Annotated in this window: 12 protein-coding genes; 7 read left to right on the top strand and 5 right to left on the bottom strand. The window is 68.6% G+C overall.

Going from position 1 to position 15,770, the window contains the following annotated elements; all coding sequences use genetic code 11:
* The first annotated feature begins 28 nt into the window (after positions 1-28).
* The 5 genes from HWW87_RS21010 (at position 29) to HWW87_RS20990 (ending at position 6,219) form a co-directional block, all read left to right on the top strand.
* A complete protein-coding gene (locus HWW87_RS21010) occupies positions 29-1,735 on the top strand; it encodes an AMP-binding protein (RefSeq protein WP_175821955.1) in 1,707 nt (568 codons plus the stop codon).
* Positions 1,736-1,844: 109 nt separating this feature from the next.
* Positions 1,845-3,374, top strand: coding sequence for a CoA-acylating methylmalonate-semialdehyde dehydrogenase (locus tag HWW87_RS21005; RefSeq protein ID WP_175821954.1), 1,530 nt, complete (start codon positions 1,845-1,847; stop codon positions 3,372-3,374).
* A gap of 18 nt (positions 3,375-3,392) precedes the next feature.
* Positions 3,393-4,295: a 3-hydroxyisobutyrate dehydrogenase gene (mmsB, locus tag HWW87_RS21000; protein WP_175821953.1), complete on the top strand. Its 903-nt coding sequence runs from the start codon at positions 3,393-3,395 to the stop codon at positions 4,293-4,295.
* Positions 4,292-5,083 carry an enoyl-CoA hydratase gene (locus HWW87_RS20995; RefSeq protein ID WP_175821952.1) on the top strand — a complete coding sequence of 264 codons (792 nt, stop codon included), beginning with the start codon at positions 4,292-4,294 and terminating at the stop codon, positions 5,081-5,083. The genes mmsB and HWW87_RS20995 overlap by 4 nt, the downstream gene beginning before the upstream one ends.
* Positions 5,080-6,219 (top strand): enoyl-CoA hydratase/isomerase family protein, encoded by a 1,140-nt coding sequence (locus HWW87_RS20990; RefSeq protein ID WP_175821951.1) that lies wholly within the window; start codon positions 5,080-5,082, stop codon positions 6,217-6,219. The genes HWW87_RS20995 and HWW87_RS20990 overlap by 4 nt, the downstream gene beginning before the upstream one ends.
* A gap of 50 nt (positions 6,220-6,269) precedes the next feature.
* On the opposite strand, the gene HWW87_RS20985 is transcribed toward HWW87_RS20990, so the two are convergent.
* Positions 6,270-7,190, bottom strand: a complete 921-nt coding sequence (locus tag HWW87_RS20985; protein WP_175821950.1) for a LysR family transcriptional regulator — start codon at positions 7,188-7,190, stop codon at positions 6,270-6,272.
* A 179-nt stretch (positions 7,191-7,369) separates the two neighbouring features.
* Here HWW87_RS20985 and HWW87_RS20980 point away from each other — a divergent pair, with 179 nt between their 5' ends.
* Positions 7,370-8,908 carry an MFS transporter gene (locus HWW87_RS20980; RefSeq protein ID WP_175821949.1) on the top strand — a complete coding sequence of 513 codons (1,539 nt, stop codon included), beginning with the start codon at positions 7,370-7,372 and terminating at the stop codon, positions 8,906-8,908.
* 37 nt (positions 8,909-8,945) lie between these two features.
* Here the strand turns inward: HWW87_RS20980 and HWW87_RS20975 are convergent, their stop codons facing one another.
* From HWW87_RS20975 to HWW87_RS20960, 4 genes are all read right to left on the bottom strand, one after another.
* Positions 8,946-10,325, bottom strand: coding sequence for an efflux transporter outer membrane subunit (locus tag HWW87_RS20975; protein WP_175821948.1), 1,380 nt, complete (start codon positions 10,323-10,325; stop codon positions 8,946-8,948).
* 6 nt (positions 10,326-10,331) lie between these two features.
* Entirely contained in the window at positions 10,332-12,386 is a 2,055-nt protein-coding gene (locus HWW87_RS20970) for a MacB family efflux pump subunit (protein ID WP_175821947.1), read from the bottom strand.
* A gap of 2 nt (positions 12,387-12,388) precedes the next feature.
* Complete coding sequence (locus HWW87_RS20965) at positions 12,389-13,582, bottom strand: efflux RND transporter periplasmic adaptor subunit (protein ID WP_175821946.1); 1,194 nt, start codon at positions 13,580-13,582, stop codon at positions 12,389-12,391.
* 412 nt (positions 13,583-13,994) lie between these two features.
* Positions 13,995-14,576: an HD domain-containing protein gene (locus HWW87_RS20960; protein ID WP_175822123.1), complete on the bottom strand. Its 582-nt coding sequence runs from the start codon at positions 14,574-14,576 to the stop codon at positions 13,995-13,997.
* 92 nt (positions 14,577-14,668) lie between these two features.
* Between HWW87_RS20960 and HWW87_RS20955 the strand changes: the two genes are divergently transcribed.
* Positions 14,669-15,721, top strand: a complete 1,053-nt coding sequence (locus HWW87_RS20955) for an RNA-guided endonuclease TnpB family protein (protein ID WP_175821945.1) — start codon at positions 14,669-14,671, stop codon at positions 15,719-15,721.
* The last annotated feature ends 49 nt before the right edge of the window (positions 15,722-15,770 follow it).

Genomic DNA, 15,770 nt, shown 5'->3' with positions numbered 1-15,770 from the left:
ACCGCTGGAGACTGGACGGAGACGACACATGACGGTACAGGCATTCCTGGACGCACGCGACTTCCTGCTGCGCCATCGCACCGACTACGACACCGCGTATCGCGATTTCGAATGGCCGGCGCTCGATGCGTTCAACTGGGCGCTCGACTACTTCGACCCGATGGCGCGCGGCAACGACCAGCCCGCGCTGTGGATCGTCGACGCGGCAACCGGCACGGGCGATCCGTACTCGTTCGCGCAGATGTCCGAGCGCTCGTCGCGGATCGCGAACTGGCTGCGCTCGATCGGCGTCGGGCGCGGCGACCGCATTCTGCTGATGCTGCCGAACCGTGTCGAGCTGTGGGACGCGATGCTGGCCGCGATGAAGCTCGGCGCGATCGTGCTGCCCGCCACCACGCAACTGTCGCCCGACGACGTGCGCGACCGCGTGCAGATCGGCGGCGCGACCTACGCGATCGTCGACGAGCACGAAACCGCGAAGTTCGAGCAAGCCGGCCTCGGCCTCAAGCAGAAGATCGTTGCCGGCGCGCCGCGCGCGGGCTGGCTCGCGATGAACGACGGCTATGCGGCGAGCGCCGCGTTCGAGCCGGACGCCGTCACGCACGCGAACGATCCGATGCTGCTGTACTTCACGTCGGGCACGACGTCGAAGCCGAAGCTCGTCGAGCATACGCACCGCACCTATCCGGTCGGCCATCTGTCGACGATGTACTGGGTCGGCCTGCAGCCGGGCGACATCCACTGGAACATCAGCTCGCCGGGCTGGGCGAAGCACGCATGGAGCTGCTTCTTCGCGCCGTGGAATGCGCAGGCGTGCGTGTTCGCGTTCAACTATGCGCGCTTCGAGCCGAAGGTCGTGCTGGATGCGCTCGTCAAATACCGCGTGACGACGCTGTGCGCGCCGCCGACCGTGTGGCGCATGCTCGTGCAGCAGCCGCTCGCGTCGTTCGACGTGAAGCTGCGCGAGATCGTCGGCGCGGGCGAGCCGCTGAATCCCGAGATCATCGAGCGCGTGAAGAAGGCATGGAACATCTCGATTCGCGACGGCTACGGCCAGACCGAGACGACCTGCCTGATCGGCAACTCGCCGGGCCAGCCGGTGGTCGCGGGCTCGATGGGCCGGCCGCTTCCCGGCTACCGGATCGCGCTGCTCGATCCGGACGGCGCGCTGGTGACCGAAGGCGAGGTCGCGCTGCCGATCGGCGCCGACGTCGCGCGCCCGGTCGGGCTGATGAAGGGCTATGCGAACAACCCCGACGCGACGGCCCACGCGATGCGCGACGGCCACTACCGCACGTCGGACATCGCGATGCGTCGCGACGACGGCTATTACGTGTACATCGGCCGCGCGGACGACGTGTTCAAGTCGTCCGACTACCGGCTGAGCCCGTTCGAACTCGAGAGCGTGCTGATCGAGCATCCGGCGATCGCGGAAGCGGCCGTCGTGCCGAGCCCCGACCCCGTGCGGCTGTCGGTGCCGAAGACCTTCATCACGTTGCGGCAGGGCTACGAGGAAAGCCCCGCGCTCGCGCTGGAAATTTTCCGTTTCTCGCGCGAGAAGCTCGCGCCGTACAAGCGCATTCGCCGCCTGCAGTTCGCGGAACTGCCGAAGACGATCTCGGGGAAGATCCGCCGCGTCGAGCTGCGCCGCCGCGAGATCGAGCGCGACGACGACGCGACTGCGCGGATGCCCGGCGAATACTGGGAAGAGGATTTCGCCGCCGAACTGAAATGACCGACCGCGGGCCGCGCGCGCCGCATGCCGCGGCCGCCGCCCGCAGCCGAATTGAACCGGCCGCCGGGCGGAATTCCGCTTCGCGGCCCTCTGCAAGGAGAATGCATCGATGAACGCGAATCCGACGCCCCGTACAGGGCAAGACGTGCCGACGGTCAAGCTGCTGATCGACGGCGCCTTCGTCGAGTCCGCCACCAACGAGTGGCGCGACATCGTCAACCCGGCGACGCAGCAGGTGCTCGCGCGCGTGCCGTTCGCGACCGTCGCGGAAGTCGACGCGGCCGTGCAGGCCGCGCACGCCGCGTATGCGACGTGGAGGAACACGCCGATCGCCGCGCGCATGCGCATCATGCTGAAGTTCCAGGATCTGGTGCGCGCGAACCAGCAGCGCATCGCGAAGACGCTGACGGCCGAGCAGGGCAAGACGATTCCCGACGCCGAGGGCGACATCTTCCGCGGCCTCGAAGTGGTCGAGCACGCGTGCTCGATCGGCACGCTGCAGCTCGGCGAATTCGCGGAGAACGTCGCGGGCGGCGTCGACACCTACACGCTGCGCCAGCCGCTCGGCGTCTGCGCGGGCATCACGCCGTTCAATTTCCCCGCGATGATTCCGCTGTGGATGTTCCCGATGGCGATCGTGTGCGGCAACACGTTCGTGCTGAAGCCGTCGGAGCAGGACCCGATGTCGACGATGGAGCTCGTCGAACTCGCGCTCGAGGCCGGCGTACCGAAAGGCGTACTGAACGTCGTGCACGGCGGCAAGGAAGTCGTCGACGCGATCTGCACGCATCCGCTCGTGAAGGCGATCTCGTTCGTCGGCTCGACCGCCGTCGGCACGCACGTGTACAACCTCGGCAGCCAGCACGGCAAGCGCGTGCAGTCGATGATGGGCGCGAAGAACCACGCGATCGTGCTGCCCGACGCGAACCGCGAGCAGGCGATCAACGCGCTCGTCGGCGCGGGTTTCGGCGCGGCCGGCCAGCGCTGCATGGCGACGTCGGTCGCGGTGCTGGTGGGCAACGCGCGCGACTGGCTGCCCGACATCGTCGCGAAGGCGAAGGCGCTCAAGGTCAACGCGGGCGCGGAAACGGGCACCGACGTCGGGCCGGTCGTGTCGCGCGGCGCCAAGGCGCGGATCCTGACGCTGATCGACGCGGGCATCAAGGAGGGCGCGAAGCTCGAGCTCGACGGCCGCGACGTGAAGGTGGCCGGCTACGAGCAGGGCAACTTCATCGGGCCGACGATCTTCTCGGGTGTGACGCCCGACATGTCGGTCTACACGCATGAAATCTTCGGGCCGGTGCTGGTCGTGATGGAAGCCGACACACTCGACGACGCGATCGCGCTCGTCAACGCGAATCCGATGGGCAACGGCGTGGGCATCTTCACGCAGAGCGGCGCGGCGGCACGCAAGTTCCAGAGCGAGATCGACGTCGGCCAGGTCGGCATCAACATCCCGATCCCGGTGCCGGTGCCGTTCTTCAGCTTCACCGGTTCGCGCGGCTCGAAGCTCGGCGATCTCGGCCCGTACGGCAAGCAGGTCGTGCAGTTCTACACGCAGACCAAGACGGTCACCGCGCGCTGGTTCGACGACGACACGACGGCCGGCCCGGTGAATACGACGATCCGGCTGCATTGAGCGGCGGAGGACACGAACATGAAAATCGGATTTATCGGCCTCGGCCACATGGGTGCGCCGATGGCGCTGAACCTGCTGAAAGCCGGCCATGAAGTGCATGCGTTCGACCTGAGCGCCGACGCGTTGCGCGCGCTGCAGGACGCCGGCGCACAGGTGGCCGCGTCGCCGCGCGATGCGTCGTCGGGCGCGGCATTCGTGATCACGATGCTGCCGGCCGCGCCGCACGTGCGCTCGGTGCTGTCCGGCGAGAACGGCGTGCTGGCCGGCCTCGGCGCGGGTGCAACGGTGATCGATTCGAGCACGATCGACCCGGCGAGCGCGCAGGCGTTCGGCGCGCTGGTGCGCGAGCACGGCGGTGCGTTCGTCGATGCGCCGGTGTCGGGCGGCACCGGCGGCGCGGCGGCCGGCACGCTGACCTTCATGGTCGGCGGCAGCGATGCGGATTTCGAGCGCGTGAAGCCGGTGCTCGCCGGCATGGGCAAGAACATCGTCCACTGCGGCGCGACGGGGATGGGGCAGGTCGCGAAGGTCTGCAACAACCTCGTGCTCGGCATCTCGATGGCGGCGGTGTCGGAGGCGATGTCGCTCGGCGTCGCGCTCGGCATCGACCCCAAGGTGCTGGCCGGCATCGTCAACACGTCGACGGGCCGCTGCTGGAGCTCGGATACCTACAACCCGTATCCGGGCGTGATCGAGACCGCGCCGTCGTCCCGCGGCTACTCGGGCGGCTTTGGCACCGACCTGATGCTGAAGGATCTCGGCCTCGCGAACGATGCGGCGAAGCAGGCGCGCCAGCCCGTCTATCTCGGCGCGCTCGCGCAGCAGCTGTACCAGACGATGAGCAGCCGCGGCGACGGCCAGCTCGATTTCTCGGCGGTGATCCGCCTGTACCAACCGGCCACGAAGAAGGACGCCTCATGATCGAACTCGACTACGTCGACGACGGCGCGATCGCGTGCGCGACGCTCAAGCGTCCGCCCGCGAACGCCTTTACCGCCGACGGGCTGCAACAACTGCAGGCGACCGTCGCCGAACTGAACGCGAACCCGCGCGTACGCGCGCTGGTGATCACCGGCGACGGCCCGAAGTTCTTCAGCGCGGGCGCCGACCTCAACACGTTCGCCGACGGCGACCGCGCGGTCGCCCGTGCGATGGCCGCGCGCTTCGGCGCGGCGTTCGAGGCGCTGCACGACGCGCGCGTCGTGACGATCGCGGCGATCAACGGTTATGCGATGGGCGGCGGCCTCGAATGCGCGCTCGCGTGCGATCTGCGGATCGCCGAAACGCATGCGCAGATGGCGCTGCCGGAACCGTCGGTCGGCCTGCTGCCGTGCGGGCTCGGCACGCAGACGCTGCCCTGGCTCGTCGGCGAAGGCTGGGCGAAGAAGATCATCCTGACCGGCGCGCGCGTCGATGCGGCCACCGCACTGCGGATCGGCCTCGTCGAGGACGTGGTGGAAAGCGGCGCCGCGCGCGATGCGGCGCTCGCACTGGCGCGCAACGTCGCGCGGCAAAGCCCGCACGCGGTCGCCTACAGCAAGGAGCTGATCGGCCTCGCCCGCCGCGGCGTGCCGCGCGGCGCGGCGCTCGCGGTCGAGCGCGAACGCTTCGTCGATTTGTTCGACACGGCCGATCCGCGCGAAGGCGTGGCGGCGTTCCTTGGCAAGCGCGCGCCGCAGTGGCGCACCGATGGAGAGCCGCAACGATGAGCACGCCGGTGACGAATCCCGACGCATTCGCGGAGCATGCGCCCGAGGTGCTGTATCGCGTGGTGAACCGCGTGGCGCTGATCACGCTGAACCGGCCGGCCGCGCTCAACGCGTTGTCGTACGCGATGATCGGCGAGCTGACCGCGCTGTTCGAGCGCTGCCGCCACGACGACCAGATCGTCGCGGTGGTGCTGCGCGGCGCGGGCGAGAAGGGCTTCTGCGCGGGCGGCGACGTGCGTGCGTTGTACAAGATGGTCGCGCAGCGCGAAACCTGGCTGCCGTTCTTCGTCGACGAATACCGGCTCGACTACGCGATCCACACGTTCCCGAAGCCGGTGGTCGCGCTGATGGACGGCGTGACGATGGGCGGCGGCATGGGTCTCGCGCAGGGCGCGGCGCTGCGCGTCGCGACCGAGCGCAGCAAGATCGCGATGCCGGAAACGCGCATCGGCCTCGTGCCCGACGTGGGGGCGACGCATTTCCTGTCGGGCATGCCGGCCGAACTCGAACTGTACGTGGGGCTGACCGGCGCGATGCTGTCGGGCGCCGACGCGCTGAGCGCGAAGCTCGCGGACCTGTGCGTGCCGTCGGCGTGGCTCGATACTTTCGAGACGCGCATCGAAAGCGTCAAGTGGGACGGCGACGTGCTGCCGGCGCTGCGCAAGGTGTTCGAGCCGCCGTGCAACGTGGTGCCGCATGCGGCGCTCGACACGCAGATGCCGTGGATCGTCCGCCATTTCGACAAGCGCTCGACCGTCGAGCGGATCGTCGCGACGCTCACGCAGGATCTGGCGCGCGACGAACTGGCGCGCGAGCACCGCCAATGGTTGCAGGCGACGCTCGATGCGCTCGCGAGCCATTCGCCGACGATGCTCGCCGTGACGCGCGAGGCGCTGTTGCGCGGCCGGCAGATGACGCTCGCGGAATCGTTCCGGATGGAGCTCGGCATCGTCGCGCGCGCGATCGAGGAAGGCGATTTCCGCGAAGGCGTGCGCGCGCATCTCGTCGACAAGGATCGCAAGCCGCGCTGGGCGCCCGCGTCGCTCGTCGAGTTGCGCGCCGAACGCGTGCGGCATTTCCTGACGTCGCCGTGGAAGCTGTTCGCGCATCCGCTCGCCGATCTCGGCGCGGCGTAATCTCTGCGTGATGGCCCGACGCGCCGCGCGGCGCGTCGGCTGCGACCCGTTCAGCGCGCTTCGTCCGGGCGCTCGATCATCGGCGGAATCGCCTCCGCAAGCGCGTCGATCACGCAGCGCGTCTTGCGCGGCAGGTAGCGCGTCTTCGGCCAGATCGCGTGAATGTCGCCTTCGCAGACGAAGCAGCGATCCAGCACGACCACCATCTCCCCACGCTTCACGTATTGATCGAGCAGCCAGCTCGGCAGCCACGCAATCCCGAACCCGGACGCGCCGGCCGCCGCGATCGCCTGCACGTCGTCGAAACTCAGTTGATGCGGCATGTCGATCCGCACCGTCGAGCCGTCCGGCGCGCGCAAGTCCCACGGCTGCACCACGCCCGAACGCGAATACGCGATCGTCCGGTGGTGCTTCAGGTCGTCGAGTGTCTTCGGCATCCCGTAGCGCGCGAGATACGACGGCGCCGCGCCGAGGCTGCCGTACTGCGTGCCGAGCCGCCGCACCGCGAGGCTCGTGCTGTCCGCGAGCGCGCCGATCCGCACCGCGAGGTCGATGCCTTCCTCGACGAGATCGACGAAACGGTCGGTGATCGATACGTCGATCCGCAGGTGCGGGTAAGTGCGCGCGAGGTCGAGCACGATCGGCGTCACGCAGTGATGCCCGAACGCGAGCGGCACGCTCAGCCGCAGCTTGCCGCGCGCCTCGTGGCGGCCGCAGTCGAGATCGGCTTCCGCCGCTTCCAGTTCCGCCAGCGCGCGCACGCAGCGGTCGTAGTACGCCTGGCCGTCGTCGGTCAGGCTCTGGCTGCGCGTCGTGCGCTGCAGCAGCCGTGCGCCGAGCCGCTTCTCGAGCCGTGCGATCGCCTTGCCGACCGCCGAACGCGTCATGGCGAGCCGTTCCGCGGCCAGCGCGAAGCTGCCCGATTCCACGACCTGGACGAAGGTCGTTACGCCGTCGAGTCTGTCGGTCATCGCGGGTTTGCGTTGATTGGGGCCTGAGATTCCCCAGTGCATGGAAATGCGTGCGTCAATGGGGAGGTGAATTCTCACTATAGTACCGATTCCCGCCCAGCGTGCGTCGCCGGCCGCACGCGGCGAATCCTACTTATCTGGAGGCGTGCGGCCTGTCGCCGGGCCGCCGCGCAATACGCATGACGCTATCCGACTCCCGCAGGAATGCGGTCGCGCTCGCGGCCGTCTGTCTCACGTCGCTGATGTTCGGCCTCGAAATCTCGAGCGTGCCGGTGATCCTGCCGACGCTCGAACACGTGCTGCATGGCGATTTCAACGGCATGCAGTGGATCATGAACGCGTACACGATCGCGTGTACGACGGTGCTGATGGCGGCCGGCACGCTCGCGGACCGGTTCGGCCGCAAGCGCGTGTACGTGATCGGCACCGTGCTGTTCGGCGCGACGTCGCTGCTGTGCGGGCTCGCGCCGAACGTGCCGGTGCTCGTCGCGGGCCGGTTGCTGCAGGGCGCGAGCGGCGGCGCGATGCTGATCTGCCAGATCGCCGTGCTGTCGCACCAGTTCCGCGAAGGGCGCGAGCGCGGCCGCGCATTCGGAATCTGGGGGATCGTGTTCGGCATCGGGCTCGGCTTCGGGCCGATCGTCGGTGGCGCGATCGTCGCGCTGGCGAGCTGGCCGTGGGTGTTCCTCGTCCATGCGCCGCTCGCGGCCGTCGCACTCGTGCTGATCGGCGGCGCGGTGCAGGAATCGCGCGATCCGCATGCGGGCGCGCTCGACGTCGCGGGCATCGTCACGCTGTCGCTCGCGGTGCTCGGCCTTGCCTTTTACATCACCCAAAGCGCCGAACTCGGGCTGACGAGCGCGGCCGGCCTCGGCGTGCTCGGCGCGACCGTGCTCGCGCTGGCCGGTTTCGTCATCGCGGAGCGCGGCAGCGCGCGGCCGATGTTCGACTTCTCGGTGTTCCGGATTCGCGCGTTCACCGGCGCGATCTTCGGCTCGATGGGGATGAACTTCAGCTTCTGGCCATTCATGATCTACCTGCCGATCTGGTTCCAGGTCGCGCTCGGCTACGACAGCGTGACGGCCGGTCTCGCGTTGCTCGCGTACACGCTGCCGACGCTGATCGCGCCGCCGTTCGGCGAACGGCTCGCGCTGCGCTACGGGCCGGGCGTCGTGATTCCGGGCGGCCTGTTCACGATCGCGGCCGGTTTCGTGCTGATGCGGTTGGGCAGCGCGGCCGATCATGCGAGCTGGCTGACGATGCTGCCGGGCTGCGTGATCGCCGGCATCGGGCTCGGCTTGACCAACACGCCCGTCACCAACACGACGACGGGCGCGGTGCCGAGTGCGCGGGCCGGGATGGCGTCGGGCATCGACATGAGCGCGCGGATGATCTCGCTCGCGCTGAACATCGCGGCGATGGGCTTCGTGCTGGTGGCGGGGATCGTCGCGAGCCTGAAGGGCGGGCCGGCCGGCGCGATCGGCGACGCGGCGCTGCGCCGGCTCGCGCAGGAAATCGCGTCGGGCCGCACCGACGGGCTGCAGGCGATCGCGCCGGCGCTCGCGCAGGCCGACCCGAGCGGCGCGGCGCTGCACGCGGCGCTCGTGCACGGGTTCGGCTGGGTGATGGTGTACGGCGCGGCGGGCGTGGCCGTGCTCGCGGCCGCGAGCGCGGTGGCGTTCGCGCCGGCGCGGCGCGGGGCGGCCGTGTGTGAATGACGCGGCCGGCGTATGGCGTGTGACGTGTGACGGCCCGTCAGGACGTCCCGCCGCCGAGCGCGCGGTACAGCTTCATCTGGTTGTTGAGCCGGTTCAGGCGCGTCAGTTCGTCGGCGCTTTGCGCGCTCCTCAGCACCTGCTGCTGGTCGAGCCACGGTTGCACGGCGGTCGCGCCGGCTGCGAAGCGCGCGGCGGCCAGCCGTTCGGCGCGCTGCGCCTGGGCGAGCGACAGCGCGCGCTGTTCGGCTTCGCGTTCGAGCTGCACGCGTGCCGACAGCGCGTTCTCGACTTCCGCGAGCGCCGTGTAGAGCCGCTGGCGGAACCCGACCACCGCTTCCTCGTACTGCGACTTCGACACCTTGATCTGCAACTGCATCGTGTTCCACTGGATGAACGGCAGCGCGAGGCCGAGCCCGAGCGTGCCGACCGGATTCGTCAGCACGCGCTCGAGGCTCGTGCTCGTCGTGCCGGCGCTGCCGGTCAGCGTGAAGGTCGGATAGAAGCTCGTGCGCGTCGCGTCGACCTGCGCGAGCGACTCGCGCAGCCGGAATTCAGCCGCACGCAGGTCGGGGCGCCGGCCGAGCAGGCTCGCGGGCAGGCCGGCCGCCACGTCGGGCGGTGCGGCGTCGGGCAGCGCCGCCGGTTCGGCCGCGCGCTGCTGCGGCGGCCGGTCGAACAGGATCGCGAGCGCGTGCCGGTTCTCGGTGCGCTGCTGGATCAGTTGCGTCTGCGCCGCGCGTTGCGCGGCGAGGCTCTGTTCGGCCTGCGCGAGGTCGAGCCCCGACACGGCGCCGGCCGTGTGCCGTGACCGGACGAGCGCGAGCGTGCGCGCTGCATACGCGACGTTCGCGTCGCCGAGCGCGATCTGCCGGTTCAGATAGCCGATCTGCCAGTACAGCGCCGCGGTCGTGCCGATCAGCGATAGCCGCGCGGCCTCCAGATCGGCGGCGGTCGCGTCGGCTTCCCAGTGCGCGGCATCGCGCAGCGCGGCCAGCCGGCCCCACAGGTCGATTTCGTAGCTGAGCGAGCCGCTGAGGCCGCTCGACCGGCTCATCTGGTGCGTATCGAGCGTGCGCGACACGGTGCCGTTCGCGCCGAGCGCCACGTTCGGCGTCAGGTTCGTGTCGACGAGCCCGGCCTGCAACTGCGCGCGATACACGCGGATCGCCGCGATCGCGAGGTCGCCGTTGGCGCGTAGCGCGTCGTCGATCAGCGCGTCGAGTTGCGGATCGCCGAAGTTGCGCCACCAGTCGCGCGTGGCGGCCGGCGCGTCGGCCGCGACCGGCGCGGCCCAGTTCACGGGCATCGCGACGGCCGGCAGCGGAGCGTGGCGCGCACCCGCGCAGCCGGCGAGCAGCGCGGCCGCGCATGCGAATGCGCCGAGGCGATGAAGCGGGGAGGAGTGCGTGATGGCCATGTTTCGTCAGTCGCGCGCGAGCGCATCGATCGGATCGAGCCGCGACGCGTTGCGCGCGGGCATGAACCCGAAAATCACACCGGTGAGCGTCGAGCACACGAACGCGGTCACGATCGCGCCGGCCGAGAACACCATCTTCCACTGTGCGACGAACATCGAGAACAGCGCGCCGAGGCCGAACGACAGCGCGATGCCGATCGTGCCGCCGAGCAGGCATACGAGCACGGCCTCGACCAGGAACTGCTGCAGGATGTCGGACTGGCGCGCGCCGACCGCCATCCGGATGCCGATCTCGCGCGTACGCTCGGTGACCGACACCAGCATGATGTTCATCACGCCGATCCCGCCGACGACGAGCGAGATCACCGCGATCAGCGACAGCAGCAGCGTCAGCGACTGGCCGGTCTTCTCGACGGTCTTGACCACGCTGTCCATGTTGTACGTGAAGAAGTCCTTGCGGCCGTGGCGCTGGATCATCAGCTTCTCGAGGCTTTTCTCGGCGGCGGCGCTCGGCTGCCCGTCGCGCACGCGCACGGTGATGCTGTCGAGATAGCGCTGGCCGAACAGGCGCCCGCTCGCGGTCGTGTACGGCACCCACACGTTCAGGCTCTTCACGCTGCCGAATGCGCTCTTCTTGTCGACGGTCACGCCGATCACGACGCACGGCACGTTGTCGACCAGGATCACTTCGCCGACCGGATTGCGCGTCGCGCCGAACAGCTTGCGGCGCGTGTTCTGGTCGATCACGGCCACCTGCGCCTGGCGGCGCACCGCGTCGTCGTCGAACGCGACGCCGAACGCGAAACGCATCCCGCGTGCCTGGAAGTAGCGGTCGCCGACGCCGCTCACGAGCGCGTTGACGTCGATGTTGCGGTAGCGCAGCAGCAGCGTGCGCGACGTTTCGGGTGTCGCGCTGTCGACGTACGGCTGCTCGGCGAGCGCGGCGACGTCGGCGGGCACGAGCGTCTGGATCGTGTCCGCACGGCTGTCGCCCCAGTCGGTGCCCGGATAGACGTTGATCGTATTGGTGCCGATGCTGCCGATCTCTTCGAGCATGTAGCGCTTCGCGCCTTCGCCGATCGCGACGATCGACACGACCGACGTGATGCCGATGATGATGCCGAGCATCGTCAGCAGCGTGCGCAGCCGGTGCGACACGAGCGCGATCCACGCCATCCGGCACGCCTCGGCGAAGCGGCCCGTGCCGGCCACGAAGCGTCCGGCGCGCGGGCCGGGATCGGTGTCGGCGCTGGCATTGGCGGGCGGCGGTGCATCTTCGGAAGCCGGTGCGGACGGCGTGTTGGCTGCCGTTTCGGTCGTTTCGGCCGTTGCGGCCGCGCCGACACCGGATTCCGCGAGCGCCTCCGCGTATTGCCGATTCGGCCGGTCGGCGACGATCTCGCCGTCGCTGATCTCGATGATGCGCCGCGCATGGCGCGCCACGGCCTTGTCGTGCGTGACGATCACGATCGTATGGCCGAGCGCGTTCAGCTCGTGCAGGATGCGGATCACGTCCTGGCCGCTTTTCGTGTCGAGCGCGCCGGTCGGTTCGTCCGCGAGGATCACCTGGCCGCCGTTCATCAGCGCGCGCGCAATGCTCACGCGCTGCTGCTGGCCGCCGGACAGTTGCCCGGGCCGATGATGCGCGCGATCCGCGAGCCCGAGGCGCGCGAGCAATGCGCGGGCGCGGGCGTGCCGCTCGGCGCGCGCGGTGCCCGCGTAGATCGCCGGCATTTCGAGGTTCGCGACCGCGTCGACGTGCGGCAGCAGGTGATAGCGCTGGAACACGAAGCCGAAGTGCTCGCGGCGCAACTGCGCGAGCTCGTCGCTGTCGAGCATGTGCGTGTCGCGTCCGCCGACCGTGTAGGTGCCTTCGCTCGGGTGATCGAGGCAGCCGAGGATGTTCATCAGCGTCGACTTGCCGGAACCCGACGCGCCGACGATCGCGACGATCTCGCCCGCGTCGATCGCCAGGTTGACGTTGTTCAGGACAACGACGTCCTTGTCGCCGGCAGGAAAGCGTCGCGTGACGGCGGCGAGTTTCAGCAGGGGCTGGCTCATCGTTACACCACGTCCGACAGCGGCGCGTGCTCGTCCGCCGACGCTTCGCCGATCACGACGCGCTCGCCGTCCTTCAGGCCGGCCAGCACTTCGACGCGCACGTTGTTGTTGATGCCGATGCGGATATGGCGCGTTTCCGTGCTGCCGTCGGCGCGCAGCACGCGTACCGCAACGGTGCCGTCCTTGCGCTTCTCGCCGAGCGCGGCGGCCGGAATGATCAGCGCGTTGCGCGCGTCGCCGAGCACGATGTTGACCTGCGCGGTCATCGCGATGCGCAGCCGGTGCTCGGGATTCGGCACGTCGAACAGCGCGTTGTAGAACACCGCGGCGTTCGGCTTCGCGCCGCCGCCGGCACCTCCGCCGAGCGGGCTTTGCGCGTCGGCGTAGTTCTGCGGCGCCGGTTCGATCGCGCGCAGCTTGCCGTAGTGACGCTTGTCCGGTTCGCCGAGGATCGTGAAATACGCGCTCTGGCCGGCGCTCACGCGGATCACGTCGGCTTCCGACACCTGCGCCTTCACGGTCATCGTGTCGAGATTCGCAAGCTTCAGGATCACCGGCGCCTGCTGCTGCGCGATCACGGTCTGACCTTCCTGCGTGACGATCGCGACGACCTCGCCGTCGATCGGCGCGACGATGCGCGTGTAGCCGAGGTTGGCCTGCGCGGTCTCGATCTGGATGCGGGCCGAACGGATCTGCGCGGCGAGCGACGCGAGGGTCGCGCGCTGCACGTCGAGCGTCGCCTTCGCGGCCTCGAACGACTCGCGCGACGTCGCATCGTCGGGCAGCATCGCCTGCTGGCGGCGGAACGCGAGTTCGGCCTGTGTCAATTGCGCGGCGGTCGATTGCTGCTGCGCGCGCAGGCTTTCTTCGCTGGCGCGCGCCTGACGCAGTGCGTTTTCCGAGATCACGGGATCGATCTCGGCGAGCCACTGGCCTTTCGTGACCTTGTCGCCGAGCTTGACCTTCAGCGTCTTCAACTGCCCCGACACCTGCGCGCCGACGTCGACCTGCTTGAACGCCTGCAGCGCGCCGGTCGCGAGTACCGCGTTCTCGAGATCGCCGCGCGTGACGGGCGCGGACAGGTACTGCGGACGCTTGTCGGGCGCGCAGGCCTTCAGCGTGACACCGGCGGCGATCGCGACGACGGCAAGGGTGGCCAGCACGATGCGCCGGCGGCGATGGGTCTTCTGGGTCATGAGAATGCGGCGAGGATGAAGCAGGCGCCGGCGATGCGTGCGGCCGAACGGAACGATCCGGTTGGCGTTGCATGCCGGACGTGTCGCCCGCGACGGGGTCCGCGTACGCATCGCGCGGGCGTGCCGAATCGAATCAGGCGCTCATGGTAAGCGAGGAATTCGCGCTGAATCGTGTGGAATTTGTGCTGAATTGTGCGGACGCCGTACCAATGCGGTTGGCCAGACGGCGTAATTGTTGCGATCTGTGAAAAAGTAGCGCCCGTGCCGTGCCCCGCGCTACTGCCGCGCGGCGGCGATCGCCATCGTCGGCGGGGCGCGTTCGTCGTCGAGCGCGGGCAACGTGTCGCCTTGCTCGGGCGTCGGCCGCCATTCGTTGAGGTGCGCGAGCGTGAAGCCGCCCGATTCCGCGCGCTTACGCGCGGTGTCCGCTCGCGCCGATCCTGCGCTGCGTGTCGGCGTCGACGATCTCGCGGATCGCGCGGAACAGCGGTGCGGCGTCGGTGTAGCGACGGCCGTAGCCAAGGTTGAACGCGTAGTCGAAATCAGGCGGATTGCTGCCCTGGTTGTGCTGCAGGATCGTTTCGAGCTTGTCGAGCGCCTTCGCCGCGCGGGCCTCCGGCGACGCGGCCGCCTCGTATTCGTCCCACAGCGCGACGAGCTCGTCGCGCACCGCGCGGTCGAGCGATGCGGTCAGCGTCAGCAGGTCGTCGCGTTCGTGTGCGCTCTTGTCGGGGTGCGCGGCCTGCTCGATCGCGGGGATGTCGCCGTGCAGCGCCTCGCCGAGGTCGTGGACGACGCACAGTTTCAGCAGCTTCAGCGTATCGACGTCGGGCAGCGCATCGGCGAACACGAGCGCCATCAGGCACAGCCGCCAGCTGTGCTCGGCCGTGCTTTCCGCGCGTCCGGCCGACGTGTGGCCGCTGCGCAGCACGTCCTTCAGGCGTTCGGCTTCGCGCAGGAAAGTGAGCCGCGCGCGGATCGTATCGGGATTCATCAGAATTTGCCCCGAGAAACCCCGCCATTGATGGCGGGAAGGAAAGGAGGGCTGTTGACAGGCAGCTTCTTCCACGGGTTAGGATCACCGGCATGATCCTTGTCTACCGCTACCGCGTGAAGTCGCTCAACGGACTGCTCAACAAGCAGAGCCGTGCGGTGAACTACGTTTGGAACTTCTGCAACGACACGCAGAAGCACGCGCTGAAGTGGGGCAAGAAGTGGCCTACAGGATTCGACCTGAACGTGCTGACGACCGGCAGCAGCAAGGAACTCGGGATCCATTCCGGCACGATCAACGCGACGTGCGAGCAATATGCGAAGTCGCGCAGTCAGCACCATCGGCCCTACCTGCGCTATCGCGGCCGGAAATCGCTGGGCTGGGTGCCGCTGAAGGGCCGTGACCTGAAGCGCGAAGGCGACGCGTTCCGTTTCGCCGGCAACACCTTTCGCGTGTTCAACAGCCGCCCGCTTCCCGAAGGCAAGATCAAGGATGGAACCAGCTTTGCGCAGGATGCACGCGGCAACTGGTTTCTCAACATCGTGATCGAGATGCCCGATGTGCAGGCCCGCCCGGTCCTTTCCGGTGTCGGCATCGATCTCGGCCTGAAAGACTTCGCCACACTTTCGACCGGCGAGAAACTGCCCAATGACCGGTTCGGTCGACGAGCGGCGGAAAAGCTGGCGAAAGCGCAACGGGCGCGAAAGCACAAGCGGCATATCGCGAAGCTGTACGCCAAGGTGGCGAACGCCCGTGCCGACTTCCAGCACAAGCTCGCGCTCGATCTGGTGCGGCGTTTCGATTACATCGCGGTTGGCAACGTGTCGGCCGCGAAACTTGCCAGAACCAGGATGGCGAAGAGCGTCTACGACGCGTCCTGGTCGTCCTTCCGAAACAAGCTCCGCTACAAAGCGATCGCGCACGGAGCCACGTTCGAGGAAGTGGACGAAAGCGGTTCTACCCAGTCCTGTTCGTCGTGCGGGTCGAAAGACAGCACGACGCGGCCGAAAGGTATCGCGGGACTGCGAATAAGAGAGTGGGCCTGTAGTGACTGTGGTGTCGAACATGATCGAGATACCAACGCTGCGTTGAACATTCTCCGATGCGGACGTGCATCGCCAGATGTGGGAATCCTCCGCCTTTAGGCGGAGCAGGACGTCAAGGTCGGCGTCCTTGCGATGAACCGCCAAGCGT

Origin of the sequence: Burkholderia sp. BCC0419 (assembly GCF_902830285.1) — a bacterium.
GTDB lineage: Bacteria > Pseudomonadota > Gammaproteobacteria > Burkholderiales > Burkholderiaceae > Burkholderia.
This window is presented reverse-complemented; position numbering and strand designations above follow the sequence as displayed.

Coding starts and splice junctions, on each gene's coding strand:
- HWW87_RS21010 (WP_175821955.1), top strand. CDS start 29: ATGACGGTACAGGCATTCCTGGACGCACGCGACTTCCTGCTGCGCCAT.
- HWW87_RS20995 (WP_175821952.1), top strand. CDS start 4,292: ATGATCGAACTCGACTACGTCGACGACGGCGCGATCGCGTGCGCGACG.
- HWW87_RS20985 (WP_175821950.1), bottom strand. CDS start 7,190: ATGACCGACAGACTCGACGGCGTAACGACCTTCGTCCAGGTCGTGGAA.
- HWW87_RS20975 (WP_175821948.1), bottom strand. CDS start 10,325: ATGGCCATCACGCACTCCTCCCCGCTTCATCGCCTCGGCGCATTCGCA.
- HWW87_RS20965 (WP_175821946.1), bottom strand. CDS start 13,582: ATGACCCAGAAGACCCATCGCCGCCGGCGCATCGTGCTGGCCACCCTT.
- HWW87_RS20990 (WP_175821951.1), top strand. CDS start 5,080: ATGAGCACGCCGGTGACGAATCCCGACGCATTCGCGGAGCATGCGCCC.
- HWW87_RS20955 (WP_175821945.1), top strand. CDS start 14,669: ATGATCCTTGTCTACCGCTACCGCGTGAAGTCGCTCAACGGACTGCTC.
- HWW87_RS20960 (WP_175822123.1), bottom strand. CDS start 14,576: ATGAATCCCGATACGATCCGCGCGCGGCTCACTTTCCTGCGCGAAGCC.
- mmsB (WP_175821953.1), top strand. CDS start 3,393: ATGAAAATCGGATTTATCGGCCTCGGCCACATGGGTGCGCCGATGGCG.
- HWW87_RS20970 (WP_175821947.1), bottom strand. CDS start 12,386: ATGAGCCAGCCCCTGCTGAAACTCGCCGCCGTCACGCGACGCTTTCCT.
- HWW87_RS21005 (WP_175821954.1), top strand. CDS start 1,845: ATGAACGCGAATCCGACGCCCCGTACAGGGCAAGACGTGCCGACGGTC.
- HWW87_RS20980 (WP_175821949.1), top strand. CDS start 7,370: ATGACGCTATCCGACTCCCGCAGGAATGCGGTCGCGCTCGCGGCCGTC.